Source organism: Pseudomonas sp. Ps21-P2, assembly GCF_039672565.1.
GTDB lineage: Bacteria > Pseudomonadota > Gammaproteobacteria > Pseudomonadales > Pseudomonadaceae > Aquipseudomonas.
Genome location: NZ_JBDFPL010000004.1, coordinates 52,843 through 66,890, shown reverse-complemented (window position 1 = coordinate 66,890; position 14,048 = coordinate 52,843). Strand labels below are relative to the sequence as shown.

Here is a 14,048-nt window from a genome sequence, read left to right as displayed (position 1 = left end):
CAATAAGAATCACTATCATCCGCCGCTTCATTCTTCTCGCAGGTCGCGATTCATGCTCCTACATATCCCCGGTCTGTTTTCACCCGAGGAGGTGCGTCGCATCCGACAGGCGCTGGAGGAAACCCAATGGGCGGACGGCAAGATCACCGCCGGGCACCAGTCGGCGAAAGCCAAGCACAACCTGCAGTTGCCGGAGGGCCATCCACTTGCCGTGGAGATTGGCGCGGCGATGCTTGAGCGCCTGTGGCACAACCCGCTGTTCATGTCTGCTGCCCTGCCCCACAAAGTCTTCCCGCCGTTAGTGAACTGCTACACCGGCGGCGGCAGTTTCGATTTCCACATCGACAACGCCGTGCGTCAGGCCAACGGCAGCAATGAGCGTGTGCGCACGGATTTGTCATCGACGCTGTTCTTCAGCGATCCCGATGATTACGACGGCGGCGAACTGGTGATTCAGGACACCTTCGGCACCCGTCAGGTCAAGCTGCCGGCGGGTGACCTGCTGCTTTATCCGGCCAGCAGTCTGCACAAAGTCAATGCTGTGACGCGGGGCGCGCGGTACGCCTCGTTCTTCTGGACCCAGAGCCTGGTGCGGGACGATGGCCACCGCACGCTGCTGTTCGAAATGGACGCAGCCATTCAGCAATTGAGCCGCGACGTGCCCGATCATCCTTCACTGCTGCAACTCACCGGCACCTATCACAACCTGCTGCGGCAGTGGGTCGAGGTCTGAGTCATGACCTGGAATCTGCGACGTGAAGAGGTGCTCGACGGCGACCAATTGCGCGCCATGCTTGAAGACAGTTCAGCCAGTGCCGCACGGGCGATTCTGATCGCGGCGCAGGCCAACATCGTCGACGCCCAAGCGCTGCTCGGGCAGATATTGCTCGACGGCACCGGCATAGAACGCGACCCGGCGCTGGCGTTGGTCTGGTTCCAGATTGCGGCCCGTCGCGGCCACGCGATGGCGCAGAACATGGCTGGCCGCTGCCACGAGCATGGGTGGGGCTGCGAGCCGGACGCGGCAAAGGCTGCCGAGCATTATCGTCTCGCCGCCGAGGCCGGTCTGGATTGGGGCTTTTATAACTACGGCAACCTGCTCGCCACCGGGCGCGGGGTGAACAAAGATCAGGCCCGCGCGCTGGCCTGCTATCGCAAGGCGGCAGAGCTGGGCCACGCGAAGTCGATGAATCTGCTGGGGCGTTATCTGGAAGAGGGTCTGTGCTGCGAGCAGGATCTCGATGCAGCCCATGAGTGGTATCAACGGTCGGCGCAGGCAGGTGATTTCCGTGGGCAGTTCAGTCATGCCGCAGTGCTGGCAGATCACGGACGCGTGGAGGAAGCCGTCGGCTGGCTGAAAACTGCCGTGCAGAATGGCAATCTCAACTTCCTGCGGGTCAGTCGCAAGACGCTGTTGCAAGCACCCCATCCTCAGGTTCGAGCGCTGGCTCTCGATTACCATAAGCGGGCGGCGGAGTTGGGAAATGAAGCAGACGCGGCGGAATATCGTGAACTACTGAAAGTTATATAACCGCCAATTGTAAGTTCATTTGCCAACCACAGTTTCACGAGCAGCCATCAATCGTGTGTTACGCCCCCATTTCCGGGGACATGCCAACATTGCGCATGGGCGGGAAGGAATCATCCTACAAACTCAGACTGCCTTCGCACTTTGACCGCCTCAAAAACACGACTTACTCTCCTTCTCGTGCAGACAACTTAACCATTCTGCATCTGAAGCGTTAATTGGCTTCAGAACATTTAATACGCATCATTAAAGGATTAATGATATGTCTCAACTTACGGAAAACCTCGTCACCGACGCAGCGAGTGATCCTGCAAGCCTTTTCGGTTCATCGGTCGCAACAAACGGGAGCGATACCCGGGACACCGGGCTTATACTGACCAAAGAGCAGCTCAAGCACCTCAAGAAATATGAAATCGCCGGCCTGGCCCTTCCGACCGAACTGGACAACGTCATCGCTTATCTGGGCTATGAAAACGGCGCCGGTCTCGGGCTGGAGCCCGTTGACTTCCAGCGCACCTTCAAGCTCGTCAATGGCCACGCCAGGCTGTGGAATCCGCTGCGCACCGACCTGCTGACCGTCAATACCAAACTCGTGGTATTCGCCGGCTCCATGCAAGTCTATGGCGCGAGCATGAGGGAAGTATTCGATGATATGGCGGTATTGGGCCTGATCGAAAAATACAATATCAAGACACTTGAAGATCTGCGAAAAGTCGAACTTAAGCTGGGCAAAAAATTTCCCGGCATTGAGGCTATGGATCGTCTTGATTTGGGTTTTTATCTGGATGAAATACTCAAGAAAGTAAGAGAGCAAGAGGCGGAGGCGCTTGCAATAAAACAGCGCCTGGACTCATTCGGCCGACAACTGGCCCAACAGGTTGGCCCTGCCATCAAGCTCAAATTGGCGAGCATCGACAACAACACCATGAGCAGCGAGATCCAGGCGCTTCAGGTGAAAATCGATAACCGCGCGCTGGCCATTGAAGAGAAGAACAAAGAATACAAAGAGATGGTCAAGCAGGCCATCGGTGCCGTCATGGGCAACCTGGTCATGATGATTTACTCCAGCGTCCAGGCCGAAAAAATCCGCAAGGAACGCAACAAGCTCACCGAAGAGCAAGAAAAAGATATCGCGCTGATGGCGAAGAAAAACCGGATCCTGGCGTCGCTGGGTCGTATACGGATGGACTTCCAGAACCTCGATCTGATTGTGATTGATGCCGACATCGCCACCCAAAACCTGATCAGTGTCTGGAACTCGTTAAGCACGTTCATCGCTGCTTCCGCCGCTGAAGTAGATGGTATCCACGACGGCCTGTCCATGCGCAGGTTCCGCAACCAATTCAATCTCGTGGTTAAACCGTGGGAAACCATTGAAGTGGACGCCCAAAAATTACAACACGTGTTTGCAGAAGCGGACCGCGAATTCAGAGAAGATTACGGAGTTTAAACATGAATAACATTTCTCAATTTCCAGGCAGCCTCGACTACCCGGAGCTGAACGCTCAAGCGTTCAAACAGGCGAAAGCCAATGCCAACGATGCAACCATTCAAATGAAAGTTCTGTTCATTCAGACACAGTATCTGCCGTCATTGCACAACCGAGTCTCTGAATTGGACAAAGCGATACGTGAGTCTGACTTCAGACTTCGGGACACCGTTCAATCACTGGGTACTGTTTTAGGGATTCAAGTGGGCGCCCTCAGAGAACTTCAAAGTGAGTTCCTGGGCGCCCCTGAGTCCGACAAAGAAGAAATCATTGAAGACATCGTCATTCGAATTCAGACCATCATGAACACCGTGGGCAATAAAGAGCTGATGCTCCACAATCTGATCACGGCCATGGCAACGCCGATTGATCGTGCTGCCACTGGCACGTACATCAAGCAGCTTGAAGCCGACCAGGCGCGCCTGCCGGCAGAAGTGCTGAAGATCAAAGAACGCCAGGACACGCTGGAAGCAAAGCGCAAAGCGCTGACTGACGCCATGGCACTGATCGAAGCCAAGGGCTTCACCGAGCTGGCCAAAGATACAGCGCTGACCGCTCAGGAGCTGGTCAAAATGGGCATGACACCCCCCCAGTTGATTGCCGTAGAGGCCGCCATCGGCTTGGCGCAACAGGTCCTGGAACGGGCCGAAAGCCTGATCAACTACCTGGGGATGGTTGAAGCCCGCAACACCCTGCGCAAACAGATTGATGACCTGATCAGCAGCACTTACGCGAAGACCAATGAGTTGCGCCTGGTCACATTAAAAAAAGAGCTGATCACGGCGTGCCATAACTTCGATGAACATCGGGCGCAGTACATCACCGAGTTCGAGAAATGTGTCGCGGCCAAACGGGCCTTCCTCGCGACTTACAACACCGTAAACGGTGGTGATCAGGACGCGGTCACTCAGTTCAGCGTTGACGCGCTGTCGCTGGCAAAACACTTGAAAGTCATGGCCTGATTTCATCCGCCAACGCGCAACAATGCAGGCCGGGTAGTACAAGTGATGTTCTTCCCGGCCCCATGCCGGAGCGCCTGATTCACGTCAGGCTTCCCCTTTCACGCCATTCATCTCATTAAAGGATTAACGATATGAAATCATCCGGAGCCATGGATGACGCGCCCGTTCGGGATGAGAAGCTTGACTTGGCAGAGCGCCTGCCCTGCACGTTGATTTCCGCTGCAGCGGGTACGGTAGAAGAAGCCATTCGCGCGCCAGGCCTCTTCCTGACCAAATCACAACTGATTGACCTTATGCGTTATACAACCCACGGTCTCGCGCTTCCCATCGCACTCAAAGATGTTGTCTGGTATCTGGGCTACGAAACAGGCGCCGGCCTGAATCTTGAAGCCAGGGATTTTCAGGCGAGTTTCAATCGCATTCATCTTCACGCCGCGCAATGGAAACCGCTTCGTACCGACCTGATAAACGTAGGCAGCGAGTTGTGGGTGTTCGCCGATCAGATGCAAGTTTACGGCAACGGTGTAAGAGAGCTTTATAACGAGATCAGGGCAAAGGCTGCAGAGACGCTCGAGCCGGCCGATCACCAGGATTTTCTGCATTACATCGAGCAGGTCGCCGCGCTCGTCTTGCATCGACGCAGCACAACCGAAGCACTCAAGGGTCGGCTCGATGCCTTTTCGCGGGAGTTGTCGACACGGGTAATGCCCGACGTACAGCTCAAGTTAAAGAGCATCGACAACAATAATGTGCCGGCCGACATCAAATCGCTGAACGACGCCATCAACCGACGTGCCGCAGACATTGAAGAAAAACAGCGGGCATACAAAACGCTGATCAAAAAGTCGGTGGGTGCCAGTTTTGCCCTGATCGGTTTGGGTATTTACTACGGGGTTGAAGCAGGCAAAGTGCGTAGAAAGATCAATGCATTGCGCCTGGAACAAGAGAACAGCATTCTTCTACTGGAGCAAAAAAACCGAATCCACGCCTCACTGCAGCGCGTTCGTCATGATCTGCATGATCTAAGCCTGATCATTCTGGATGCAGACATTGCCATCCAGAACATGGTTGTGGTGTGGAACGGTCTGCATATTTTCCTGATCCACTCGGCTCAAGAAGCGGGCAAAATTGATAACGCGCTGTCAATGCGCCGCCTCATGAACGCTTTTAATCTGGTGGCTGAACCCTGGACCCAGATAAAACGGGAAGCGGACACGTTGCTCAATGGGAAATTGCAACCCATTTGACCAGCCATTTGCATTCGACTTGACCAGTCGTTTGCATCGGAAGTGACCAGGCATTTGCATTGGACTTGACCACTCGCCTAGCGAGTCATTTGAAAGGCTAAAGCAGCGGTACTGGTGGCACTGTCTGTGGCGCGCCATCGATGATGCACATCCATCCCCAAGTTCTCAGTGCCGACGTCTTCTTAAACTCCTCGACCAGCTCGGCCGCAATTTCCCCTATGTCCGTCCGCAACTCGAACTGAGGGCGCATTGCGTGCAAAACGTCAATTCCCATGTCCCCGGCAAGCAGCTTGCACATCAGCTTATTACGAAGCTTCCAAGGTAGGGCTTTTCCGCGCCTTTCCGGATGCTGGTAAACCATGGTGTTCAAATGCGCCGACGCGTGGATGTAGTCAGCGCTGCTCATCCAGATATGCAGATGGGCAGGCACTCCAAGGGGTAGGACGTTGAACACGAGCCAATCGATTAGGCCAACGGCAACACCGCGCGCTTGAAGCTCCATTGCCAGCATCAGAAGTACTTTGTGCAAGGTGCCTGCTGCCTTGATAGCAACGGTTTTTCGACCTAGGAGATCTGCTTCGACCACTATCGCGATCAACGCAGCGAGGGCATCCAAGCTTGCCCTGCGTTCGAGTTTTTCGAGTAGAACTTGAGTGATTGGTTCGCGCTGAACACTGTCCCAAATCATGTTGCTGGTGCTGCGATAAAGCACCAGTTGGACATCGGTATTTAACGCACGGAAGTAGCTGTCGAAGCTGATTTTCTGTTGCCGGGAGATCAGCTTCATCAAAGTCCATATGGGATGATTCAGGTCGCGGGACGATCCAGGTGCTAGCAGTTCCACCCTACTCAAGGTCTTGGCCTTGGGGGAGATCATTTTCTGTTCGTACCTAGACCACTTGCTTCGGTAATGCCGGATCGTGCCATTCGTATTTCTTCGAAATGACTCTTTTTCGAAATACAGCTCAAGGGCATAGGCAGTTTTGAGGCCTGTCCGCTGCCTCAGTCCTTCGAACCAGTAGCCCACTGCGAGCATTTCCACTGTGTTGCTTCGGGGGCGGCTATTTTCCGGAATTTGTTCGCGCAAGCTGCCTGCGAACTCCGAATAAATGTTTGCAATTCTCTTAAAATCAGACACTTAAAAATCCCCGAACGATCTTTGTACCGTAAAAAATGTAGAAGTCTTACGGCTGGAGCGCAAGGGGGCGGTTTATTACTATCAACTGTGACCAAACCGGACATTAAGTGCGATGCGCGAGCCCCTTGAAATCCAATTTCTGTCATTCGAATTAGAGCTCGACCTCAAACAGCGATATGGCCTGATGGTGGGTGGCAGCGCGCTGTGGAGAGAGTTGGGTTACACATCGTACGACGCGTTTCGTAAAGCTAAACAGCGAGGGACAATTGAGGTGCCGCTATTTGAAGTGCCTAATCGTCGGGGGTTCTTTGCTCTGTCCAAAGAGGTCGCTTGGTGGATTGCTACGCAGCGCTGCGCACGGCAGCAGGCCGTATGAACTAAGCATATGAGGAGTATCACAATGAGATCAGGATAGGAGCTAGCCGGTGGATTTGGAGCACAAAAAAGCCCAGGGGTGGAGCCCTAGGCTTTTTTGATGGTGTTAGGTTTCAGCCCTACGCGCCGTCATTCTGTGTTCCCTCGCGTTCGGCGTCAAGTCGATCACATTCCGTTTGTCTGCAATTTTCACACGGCGCGACCTGTGAGGTGTTCACACACCTGTCGCGAGGAGAACATATGAGGCTGCCAATAAGTACGCAGCGCGAGGTGCTACGCCTTACGAGCGACCCCAAGCTGTCGAATAGGGCTATTGGCCTATTAGCCAAAGTGTCCCATAACACTGTTCGCACCATTCGGGATCAGTTGGCACAGTGTGGACAAAGCTGGGAAGAACTGAAGCACCTTGACGACAAAGCGCTGGCGGAGCGTCTGCATACCCAGCCAAAAGTCTCATCTCAAAGGAAGGCTTACCCGTCATGGCCTGCCATCCATGAACAGCTAAAACTTCCTGACATCACCTTGGAACTCCTATGGCAAGAGTTTCGTACAAGCGAGCCAGAAGGCGTGTCTTATGCTCAGTTCACACGGATTTATCGTGAATGGGTCAATAGGCAAAAGCTGAGCATGCGACAGACTCACCTCCCCGGAGACAAGTGCTTCGTGGACTTTTGTGGCAGGACAATGCCTGTGACCAACCCGGATACTGGAGCAATCAGCCAAGCTCAGGTGTTCGTGGCAACGCTAGGTGCCTCGGGATACATTTTTGCCACCGCCGTGAGAAGTCAAACGATCCCAGACTGGCTCAGATGCAACATTCTGGCCCTGGAGTTCTTCGACGGGGTTCCACGGTTCGTTGTGCCTGATAATTTGAAGTCAGCAGTGACGAAAAACACGAGAGATGTGGTGACCCTAAATCGTGCCTACGCCGAGTTTTCTGAGCACTACGGATTTCAAATTTACCCCGCCAGACCGCGTAAACCGCAAGACAAGTCGCTAGGTGAGATTGCTGTTCAACTGGTACAAAGATTCGTTCTCGCAAGGCTGAGAGCGAGCACCTTTTTTTCCTTAGAAGAGCTCAACGAGAAAATCAGCTACTGGGTTGATGAGCTAAACAGTCGAATCACTCGAACGTACCCTAAGAGCCGAACCAGCCGCTTCCTTGAGCTTGACTATCCAGCCCTCAAGCCGCTCCCAGAACATAAGTACAGCTACAGCAAGTGGGTGTATCAGGTTAGGGTAGGCAGCGACTACCACGTACAATTTGAAGAGCACAGCTACTCGGTTCCTTACCACTTCGCGAATCTTCTTGTCGATTTGCGCGTGCGAGACGATTGGCTCGAAATCATTCATCAGCGCCGTCTCATCGGCTCGCACAAGCTCAATCGTCAGCGGGGCACTAGCACTCTCAAAGAGCACTTGGCCCCGAATCACAGATATTTCCAGGACTCCCAGCCGGAAGCTCTGATTGTCTGGGCTGAGACTATTGGGCCGGAAACGCTCCGTTTCGTGAAGGACAACCTCAACCTGCGGAAAGATTTCTCGACCGGTTTGAAGGTCGTTGTTGGCCTGAAACGTGACGTTCGCAAAGGGGCAATCACACCGTCACGCCTTGAGTCCGCGTGCGGCTATGCGAATAGCTTGAACATCCTAAGTTCTGAGCGGCTGCGTTCGATCCTTCGGAACGAATCTGACCTGCGCCCCAACTACCGAAGATCCGCCCCCTTGGTCGAACACGCCAACATACGTGGTGCTGAATACTACGCCTCACAGGGAGATGAGCCGCTATGAAGTCAATCCTCGATACTGCCCAAAACCTTATGTCTCTTGGTCTGCACGGGATGGCAGCAGCCTACGAGCGTCAGCTTGAAACACCGGCGCTGCTGAAAGAACCATTCGAAACAAGGCTTGGTTTAATGATGGATGCCGAAAATAGCGAGCGTGAGAGCAGAAAGGTTGGACGTTTGCTAAAGAACGCAAGGCTTCGTGAGAATGAAGCCACAATAGACAGCATTGAATTCAAGGCGTCTCGAGGCATAGACCGCAATACGGTCATGTCCCTTGGTGAGTGCGAGTGGTTAGCGCGACGTCAGAATGTGATCATCACGGGCGCTACGGGCACTGGCAAAACCTGGCTCGCTTGCGCACTCGGAAACCAAGCCTGCCGCCTTGGGCGAGCGACGCTGTATCGCACTGCCACGAAGCTTTTTGAAGAAATCTCACTTTCTTACGCTGACCACACCACGCCTAAACTACGTCGGCATTTGATCCGCGCAGAATTATTAGTCATAGATGATTTGGGCATCGGTGGCATTGACGCCCAGTTGGGCCCGTTCCTCCTGGACGTTATCGACGAGCAGTCACAGAACGGCTCATTGTTGATTACAAGTCAGTACCCTAAAGAAAAATGGTATGACCTGTTCTCCGACCCCACGATTGCCGATGCAATTCTTGACCGTATCGTTCACAAGTCCCACGTTATAGAACTGAAAGGCGAATCAATGCGAAGGATCAAAAGTCGCAAACGGTTGCAATAGGATCCGGTGTTTATCCAGGTGGGCAATACGAATGCAATTGGTCAAATTGAATGCAAGCAGTTGGTCAAATGCAACGCAATCACCTGTTTTTTCAATAATGTATAATTGGCGGGATTAAGATTTTTGCTATGCTCTTTGAATCATCCTACCTTAATCAGATCTGAGGGTTGAAACCTTTAGTAAGTCCCAGCCCCAGTGCTAGCCCTATTTAAATTTAACAGTCCAGAGGTGATCCAGCTGGGTTGTGCAAATGGGGCTTAGCATCTGGCGCTTCATACCCCAGTATGGCGTTATGGGAACATCTCAAGAGCGTACGGTGCCTCGGCCCCATTTTACGTTGATCTGATCCATCATGCTTTGTGAGGCGCAGCGGCCGCACGTTGGCGGAACTATCAGGTAGTTAAACTTCTAGTTTGCGCCACTGACAAAGCCAGGGCGCATGCTAGCCTGTTAATTAATGAGGTTACGGTTTAGCAACGTGCCAGACTTGGTTGACACCGTCGCCGGTTGTATCCCCTGGCTTGGTATCTTTGACCCAGCTGTAAAGTGGCATGCCTTTGTAAGCCCATTGTTTTGTGCCATCGTCTCGAGTGACGACAGAATAATCATGATCCGCTTTGGCGTTTGCCGACACTGCCAGAGGTGGCCAGTTTGCAGCGCATGGCCCAGTGCAGACCGACTTGCCCGAGGTGTCCTTACCGAACGTGTACAGAGTCATTCCTTTCGCGTCTACGAGTACTTTTCCCTTGTCTGTTTCAGCAACCTTGACTGGCGCGTCGGCGAACGCAAAACCAGATATGCAGCAGACGGCAACAGCAGCGGTGAGGATCATTTTTTTGAACATACGTATTCCTTTGGTTTTTGTGAATTTTTGTAGGCTCGCCTGCTATTTGAAATAGTACGCGACCAGACAGTAGACGAACGCCAGACAGTTCTATTCCAGTTCCGTAAAAAACTTCCCAATATTATGTTTTACCGGAACCCTGATCTTTCCCCCCCTGTTGATCCAATGGCGTTCTTATTTGAGCAAAACGACGTTCACGCTCAAGCATCACGAGCTTGGGCGCCTCACTCCACAGCCGAAGTTCAGGGCTGACCCACCAAGCTACAACGAATGCAGAAACGATCAGGGTCATCACAATTACCATTGAAGCAAACATGATTCACTCCTGCTCGGTAGGTTGGTATAGCGTACGCAAATAGGTAACTACAGCAGTTCGTTGTTCGTCCGAGAGCACTGCTTTCCAGGGAGGCATTGCCGTACCTGGTATGCCTTCACGCAAGACGTTCTCCAGATACGCCGTGTTGCCTTTCTTCTCCCAGAAGTTCGCGGGGCGTGGGGAGAGCCCGCGAGATGCAGGCCCATTGCCCTGGCCACTGGCACCGTGGCAGCTAGCACAATTGGTGGAAAATAGAGACTGCCCAAGCGCTACGTCGCTAGACGGCAAGGCGCGCTCGTCCGCTGTATGCAGGCTTTGCACATAAAGCGTGAGTGCCACCAGCGTTGAGTTATCAAGGTCTCTCCAAGCGGGCATTGCTGTCCCGGGCCTGCCGTTCCACAAAACATCGGCTAAATGCCGGGTTGTAAATTGTGCATCGCGCAGGTTAGCCGGACGTGGCAGCAACGTCGGCGCCGCTAAGCCATCACCTGTTCCACTCGGACCATGGCACCCGGCGCAGTTCTCCGCGAAAGCCGCTTGTCCCAGACGTAATGCGATCGAGCGGTCATTTGCGTTAGTAGGTATCACAAAGCCAGGCACTGGCCCATCCAAGCGAGGTCGCGCGGCGATTGCATCTTGGCTTACATTGAGTGACGCCGACATTTCTTCATCTGCCATGCTGTCGTGCGACATCGCGTTACTGCTCTTCTGGGTTGATTGTTGAGCGTCAACCTGCGCCTGAAGCGGATCGTCATAACCCGAAACTTTTCTAGCTCTACCAAGCGTCTGTAAGTAGGCAACGAGGTCAATTCCATCCGATGTCGGTTTGTTGGCATCACCTTTAAACAACCAGGGATAGCCAGGCATTACAGAGTCACGAACGACATATCGAGGATTGAATAGGTGGGTCAGATGCCAATCATTACTTCGTACCTCGGTTTCCCGAGCTAAATCAGGACCAATGCGGCGAGTCCCCCAGAGTTGTGGGTAGTCGTATTTCGTTTCCCATGCTTCAGTGGGCGCCCCCCAGCGACTGACGTCCTGAGCTACGAATCGTACTTGTTGAGTATGACAATAACCGCACCCTTCGCGGGCATATACAATGCGCCCTCGTTCTTCTTTCGCGGAATACTGTTGCATGTTGGCAGGTGCACGGGCCTCGATTTCCTTTTGCAGTTGCTTCCCAGGCAATATCCCGAGCAGCATAAACGACAAGATAAAGAAGCCGATACCGGCTACAAATATGATCAGATAGGCGCTATTGAACAGGCGATGCTTGGTAACCGTTTGCATACCTTAAACTCCCGCTAACGTAGGGTGAATGACGGGAGAGGTACTTACGGCAGCACCGTTGTTTCGGGCTCCTGTAGTTAGGCCCAGGAAAAACGCGATGAAGCCTGCCAGAATCGGCAATCCGCTTAGGTCTCTGATCCACCAGTACGCCAGAGATGCGCGTACAGAGTCCATCCACGGCGCGGTGGTTTCCCATATTTGTGCCTGTACCAAACCGCCGGCCGTTAGTGTGGTGAACATGGCCAGTAGGCCGATAGTTATCAGCCAGTAAGCCCAATTCATCGCCGCTGCGCTGTAGCGGTTGTTTGGTATACGCTGCCAGGCATGGGCAATCCCGCCAGCGGCAACGAAGGTTGCAAAACCCAGCATCGCGAGATGCGAATGGCCAATTACCCAATCGGAAAAGTGAGTCAATCGGTTGACCGGCATCAGAGCCTGGAACGCGCCCTGCAAACTGACGATTAAATAGAACACCGTGCCCGTCCAGACAAACCTCAGAGGGACATCGCTTGCGACTGTCGAAGCTTGGCCTCGCAGTGACATCAGTTGGTTGAATACAACTAGTATCACGTCCATGCCCAAATACACGGAGGCGATAATGGCCGCCTTCTGCGCGTCCATGGGGATAGCCGAATAGACGTAATGGTGAGTGCCATTGAGCGGATAAAAAAAGAATAGAAACCAGAAACCGATCATTGACAAAAAGTGGCTATAGATAGGTCGATTGGTGGCGGCCGGAATAATGTAGTAAGAGATCGCAAGTACAAATGGCGTAACGAACAAACCCACTGCGTCGTGAATCCAAAGCCCGCTGAATGCAGCACCTTGCGCGCCGGGGATAAATGCAGGCGCGAAATTTCCTACTGGATATGCAAGCAGCGTAAATACGGCTCCGCCGATCAGGTACCAAGCCGAAATATACAAGCCTCCTCGTTGCCGCTTAAGCAAGAAAGGCCCCGCGAATTGGGCACATACCAAAATCAGACCGAGTACTACCACTAGGTCCACGATCATTGGGAACTCCGCCCATTCTAAAGACTGTATTGCGAACCATGGGCTATCGAGCCCGAGGGAAATAAGTAACCATCCGGGCAAAAGGACACCAAGATTCCAAATATAGAAAATGACCCAGCCCAATCTGCGACTGAACACCGGGCGATCAGCCAGGCGCGGGACCATGTGGTAACAGAACGCAAAGAAAGCATTGGCAAGCCAACCAAAAAAAATACCTTGTGTGTGATCGAACCTCAGGCGACCCCAGGTCAGCGCTGCGTGGCTACTCAGCAGATCGGGCATTGTCAGCTTCAGAGCAACAAGCAGGCCCGCAAGAGCTGATAGAAACAGTGTGATCACTGCTGCATAACCGTGGGCTTTGATAAGATCGTAATCAATGCGCGGCAAAATATCCGAGGGTTGATTCGCGTCTAGAGCATGCTCTGTTCCAGCTATCAGTCTACTCATGGCTTAGCTCCTTCAACGAAACGGTTTTGGAGCGGCTTAGAATCCATGCTGCCGTTCCTGATCGCTCCTCCGGCGTCAGTGTTATGTCCGTAGGCCCTGCAGAATAACCATCCCATCCTGGTTGGGGATGGGAAATGGCAGCGACCATGACAGCCAATGCTTCGTGATTAAGCGGCTTCGTCCCAATTACAGATTTATATCGTGCAAGGACTGCATTCCAGCTAGGACCTACCGAACGTTGAGTCGCGTCATGACACCCTGCGCAACGCTGTTGGACCACAATTGCGCCTGCGCCGACCAATGCAGTGGTCAACTCGACCTTATCTGTTGAGTCCACTCGCGACGGGAGAGCATCTCCTCGTCGGGTGATATCCGAGGCGCCGTGGGTGCCGATGACCTTCCAAGATATCAACGTGCCGAGCGCCAATACACCAATCAACATAGCCAATGCAGTTCGGGAAATCCCATGGGCCGATGTGTCGCGAACAGGATCACTCATGGTGTCTCCTTGCCATTGAAGAACATCAGATAATCGATGATTGGTTGTACGGCTTCGTCGGGGATGGGCGCTCCATATTCGTCGCGCATTTTGGCGACCTCAGCCGCCCAGGTTTTACGCGGAAATGCAGGTTGGTTGGTAACGTAACGAGGAGAATGGCAGATCACGCATTGTGCCAGAAATTCGCTGCGCCCCGGACCGTCCGGCAAGTAGGGCTCGTCGTGGGGAACAGTGATTGAGTGCACGGGAGCACCAAAATCGACCTTCGGTTCCTCGGCCGCAAAGGCGCTTGGTATCCAAATAGGTAGGCTACACATCAAGGCAAAAAAGAGCATTCTAGGCTGGAGAAATGTCGTCAT

General features: G+C 53.2%; 15 protein-coding genes. 8 read left to right on the top strand and 7 right to left on the bottom strand.

The genetic code is table 11. From position 1 onward, the window contains the following. Nucleotides 1-52 precede the first annotated feature (52 nt). From ABEH28_RS11325 to ABEH28_RS11305, 5 genes are all read left to right on the top strand, one after another. The gene (locus ABEH28_RS11325; RefSeq protein ID WP_346629973.1) at nucleotides 53-733 is read left to right on the top strand and encodes a Fe2+-dependent dioxygenase; all 681 of its coding nucleotides are present in this window, start codon (nucleotides 53-55) and stop codon (nucleotides 731-733) included. Between the two features lie 3 nt (nucleotides 734-736). Then, a complete protein-coding gene (locus ABEH28_RS11320; protein ID WP_192170671.1) occupies nucleotides 737-1,531 on the top strand; it encodes a tetratricopeptide repeat protein in 795 nt (264 codons plus the stop codon). Between the two features lie 259 nt (nucleotides 1,532-1,790). Beyond that, complete coding sequence (locus ABEH28_RS11315) at nucleotides 1,791-2,978, top strand: alpha-xenorhabdolysin family binary toxin subunit A (RefSeq protein WP_346629972.1); 1,188 nt, start codon at nucleotides 1,791-1,793, stop codon at nucleotides 2,976-2,978. A 2-nt stretch (nucleotides 2,979-2,980) separates the two neighbouring features. After that, nucleotides 2,981-3,979: an alpha-xenorhabdolysin family binary toxin subunit B gene (locus ABEH28_RS11310; RefSeq protein WP_346629971.1), complete on the top strand. Its 999-nt coding sequence runs from the start codon at nucleotides 2,981-2,983 to the stop codon at nucleotides 3,977-3,979. 131 nt (nucleotides 3,980-4,110) lie between these two features. Further along, nucleotides 4,111-5,226, top strand: a complete 1,116-nt coding sequence (locus ABEH28_RS11305) for an alpha-xenorhabdolysin family binary toxin subunit A (RefSeq protein ID WP_346629970.1) — start codon at nucleotides 4,111-4,113, stop codon at nucleotides 5,224-5,226. 97 nt (nucleotides 5,227-5,323) lie between these two features. Here the strand turns inward: ABEH28_RS11305 and ABEH28_RS11300 are convergent, their stop codons facing one another. Beyond that, nucleotides 5,324-6,364: a hypothetical protein gene (locus ABEH28_RS11300; protein WP_012723149.1), complete on the bottom strand. Its 1,041-nt coding sequence runs from the start codon at nucleotides 6,362-6,364 to the stop codon at nucleotides 5,324-5,326. 112 nt (nucleotides 6,365-6,476) lie between these two features. On the opposite strand from ABEH28_RS11300, the gene ABEH28_RS11295 reads away from it, so the two are divergent. From ABEH28_RS11295 to istB, 3 genes are all read left to right on the top strand, one after another. Next, complete coding sequence (locus ABEH28_RS11295; RefSeq protein WP_012723150.1) at nucleotides 6,477-6,740, top strand: hypothetical protein; 264 nt, start codon at nucleotides 6,477-6,479, stop codon at nucleotides 6,738-6,740. A 239-nt stretch (nucleotides 6,741-6,979) separates the two neighbouring features. Next, nucleotides 6,980-8,530, top strand: coding sequence for an IS21 family transposase (gene istA / locus ABEH28_RS11290; protein WP_032657045.1), 1,551 nt, complete (start codon nucleotides 6,980-6,982; stop codon nucleotides 8,528-8,530). Then, the gene (istB, locus tag ABEH28_RS11285) at nucleotides 8,527-9,276 is read left to right on the top strand and encodes an IS21-like element helper ATPase IstB (protein ID WP_012723152.1); all 750 of its coding nucleotides are present in this window, start codon (nucleotides 8,527-8,529) and stop codon (nucleotides 9,274-9,276) included. Before istA ends, istB begins: the two co-directional genes overlap by 4 nt. 463 nt (nucleotides 9,277-9,739) lie before the next feature. On the opposite strand, the gene ABEH28_RS11280 is transcribed toward istB, so the two are convergent. The 6 genes from ABEH28_RS11280 to ABEH28_RS11255 form a co-directional block, all read right to left on the bottom strand. Further along, nucleotides 9,740-10,120 carry a hypothetical protein gene (locus tag ABEH28_RS11280; RefSeq protein WP_012723153.1) on the bottom strand — a complete coding sequence of 127 codons (381 nt, stop codon included), beginning with the start codon at nucleotides 10,118-10,120 and terminating at the stop codon, nucleotides 9,740-9,742. Nucleotides 10,121-10,241: 121 nt separating this feature from the next. Further along, nucleotides 10,242-10,436, bottom strand: a complete 195-nt coding sequence (locus tag ABEH28_RS11275; RefSeq protein ID WP_032657047.1) for a hypothetical protein — start codon at nucleotides 10,434-10,436, stop codon at nucleotides 10,242-10,244. A gap of 3 nt (nucleotides 10,437-10,439) precedes the next feature. Beyond that, nucleotides 10,440-11,729, bottom strand: coding sequence for a cbb3-type cytochrome c oxidase subunit II (locus ABEH28_RS11270; protein WP_012723154.1), 1,290 nt, complete (start codon nucleotides 11,727-11,729; stop codon nucleotides 10,440-10,442). Between the two features lie 3 nt (nucleotides 11,730-11,732). After that, a complete protein-coding gene (locus ABEH28_RS11265) occupies nucleotides 11,733-13,190 on the bottom strand; it encodes a cbb3-type cytochrome c oxidase subunit I (RefSeq protein ID WP_046722265.1) in 1,458 nt (485 codons plus the stop codon). Beyond that, entirely contained in the window at nucleotides 13,183-13,689 is a 507-nt protein-coding gene (locus tag ABEH28_RS11260) for a hypothetical protein (RefSeq protein WP_012723156.1), read from the bottom strand. Before ABEH28_RS11260 ends, ABEH28_RS11265 begins: the two co-directional genes overlap by 8 nt. Next, the gene (locus ABEH28_RS11255; protein WP_224265906.1) at nucleotides 13,686-14,048 is read right to left on the bottom strand and encodes a hypothetical protein; all 363 of its coding nucleotides are present in this window, start codon (nucleotides 14,046-14,048) and stop codon (nucleotides 13,686-13,688) included. Before ABEH28_RS11255 ends, ABEH28_RS11260 begins: the two co-directional genes overlap by 4 nt.

Bases quoted from the DNA above. Each gene is read 5' to 3' on its own strand.
- istA (WP_032657045.1), top strand. From the start codon at position 6,980: ATGAGGCTGCCAATAAGTACGCAGCGCGAGGTGCTACGCCTTACGAGC.
- ABEH28_RS11260 (WP_012723156.1), bottom strand. From the start codon at position 13,689: ATGAGTGATCCTGTTCGCGACACATCGGCCCATGGGATTTCCCGAACT.
- ABEH28_RS11325 (WP_346629973.1), top strand. From the start codon at position 53: ATGCTCCTACATATCCCCGGTCTGTTTTCACCCGAGGAGGTGCGTCGC.
- ABEH28_RS11295 (WP_012723150.1), top strand. From the start codon at position 6,477: ATGCGCGAGCCCCTTGAAATCCAATTTCTGTCATTCGAATTAGAGCTC.
- ABEH28_RS11320 (WP_192170671.1), top strand. From the start codon at position 737: ATGACCTGGAATCTGCGACGTGAAGAGGTGCTCGACGGCGACCAATTG.
- ABEH28_RS11275 (WP_032657047.1), bottom strand. From the start codon at position 10,436: ATGTTTGCTTCAATGGTAATTGTGATGACCCTGATCGTTTCTGCATTC.
- ABEH28_RS11305 (WP_346629970.1), top strand. From the start codon at position 4,111: ATGAAATCATCCGGAGCCATGGATGACGCGCCCGTTCGGGATGAGAAG.
- ABEH28_RS11315 (WP_346629972.1), top strand. From the start codon at position 1,791: ATGTCTCAACTTACGGAAAACCTCGTCACCGACGCAGCGAGTGATCCT.
- ABEH28_RS11280 (WP_012723153.1), bottom strand. From the start codon at position 10,120: ATGTTCAAAAAAATGATCCTCACCGCTGCTGTTGCCGTCTGCTGCATA.
- ABEH28_RS11255 (WP_224265906.1), bottom strand. From the start codon at position 14,048: ATGACGACATTTCTCCAGCCTAGAATGCTCTTTTTTGCCTTGATGTGT.
- istB (WP_012723152.1), top strand. From the start codon at position 8,527: ATGAAGTCAATCCTCGATACTGCCCAAAACCTTATGTCTCTTGGTCTG.
- ABEH28_RS11265 (WP_046722265.1), bottom strand. From the start codon at position 13,190: ATGAGTAGACTGATAGCTGGAACAGAGCATGCTCTAGACGCGAATCAA.
- ABEH28_RS11270 (WP_012723154.1), bottom strand. From the start codon at position 11,729: ATGCAAACGGTTACCAAGCATCGCCTGTTCAATAGCGCCTATCTGATC.
- ABEH28_RS11310 (WP_346629971.1), top strand. From the start codon at position 2,981: ATGAATAACATTTCTCAATTTCCAGGCAGCCTCGACTACCCGGAGCTG.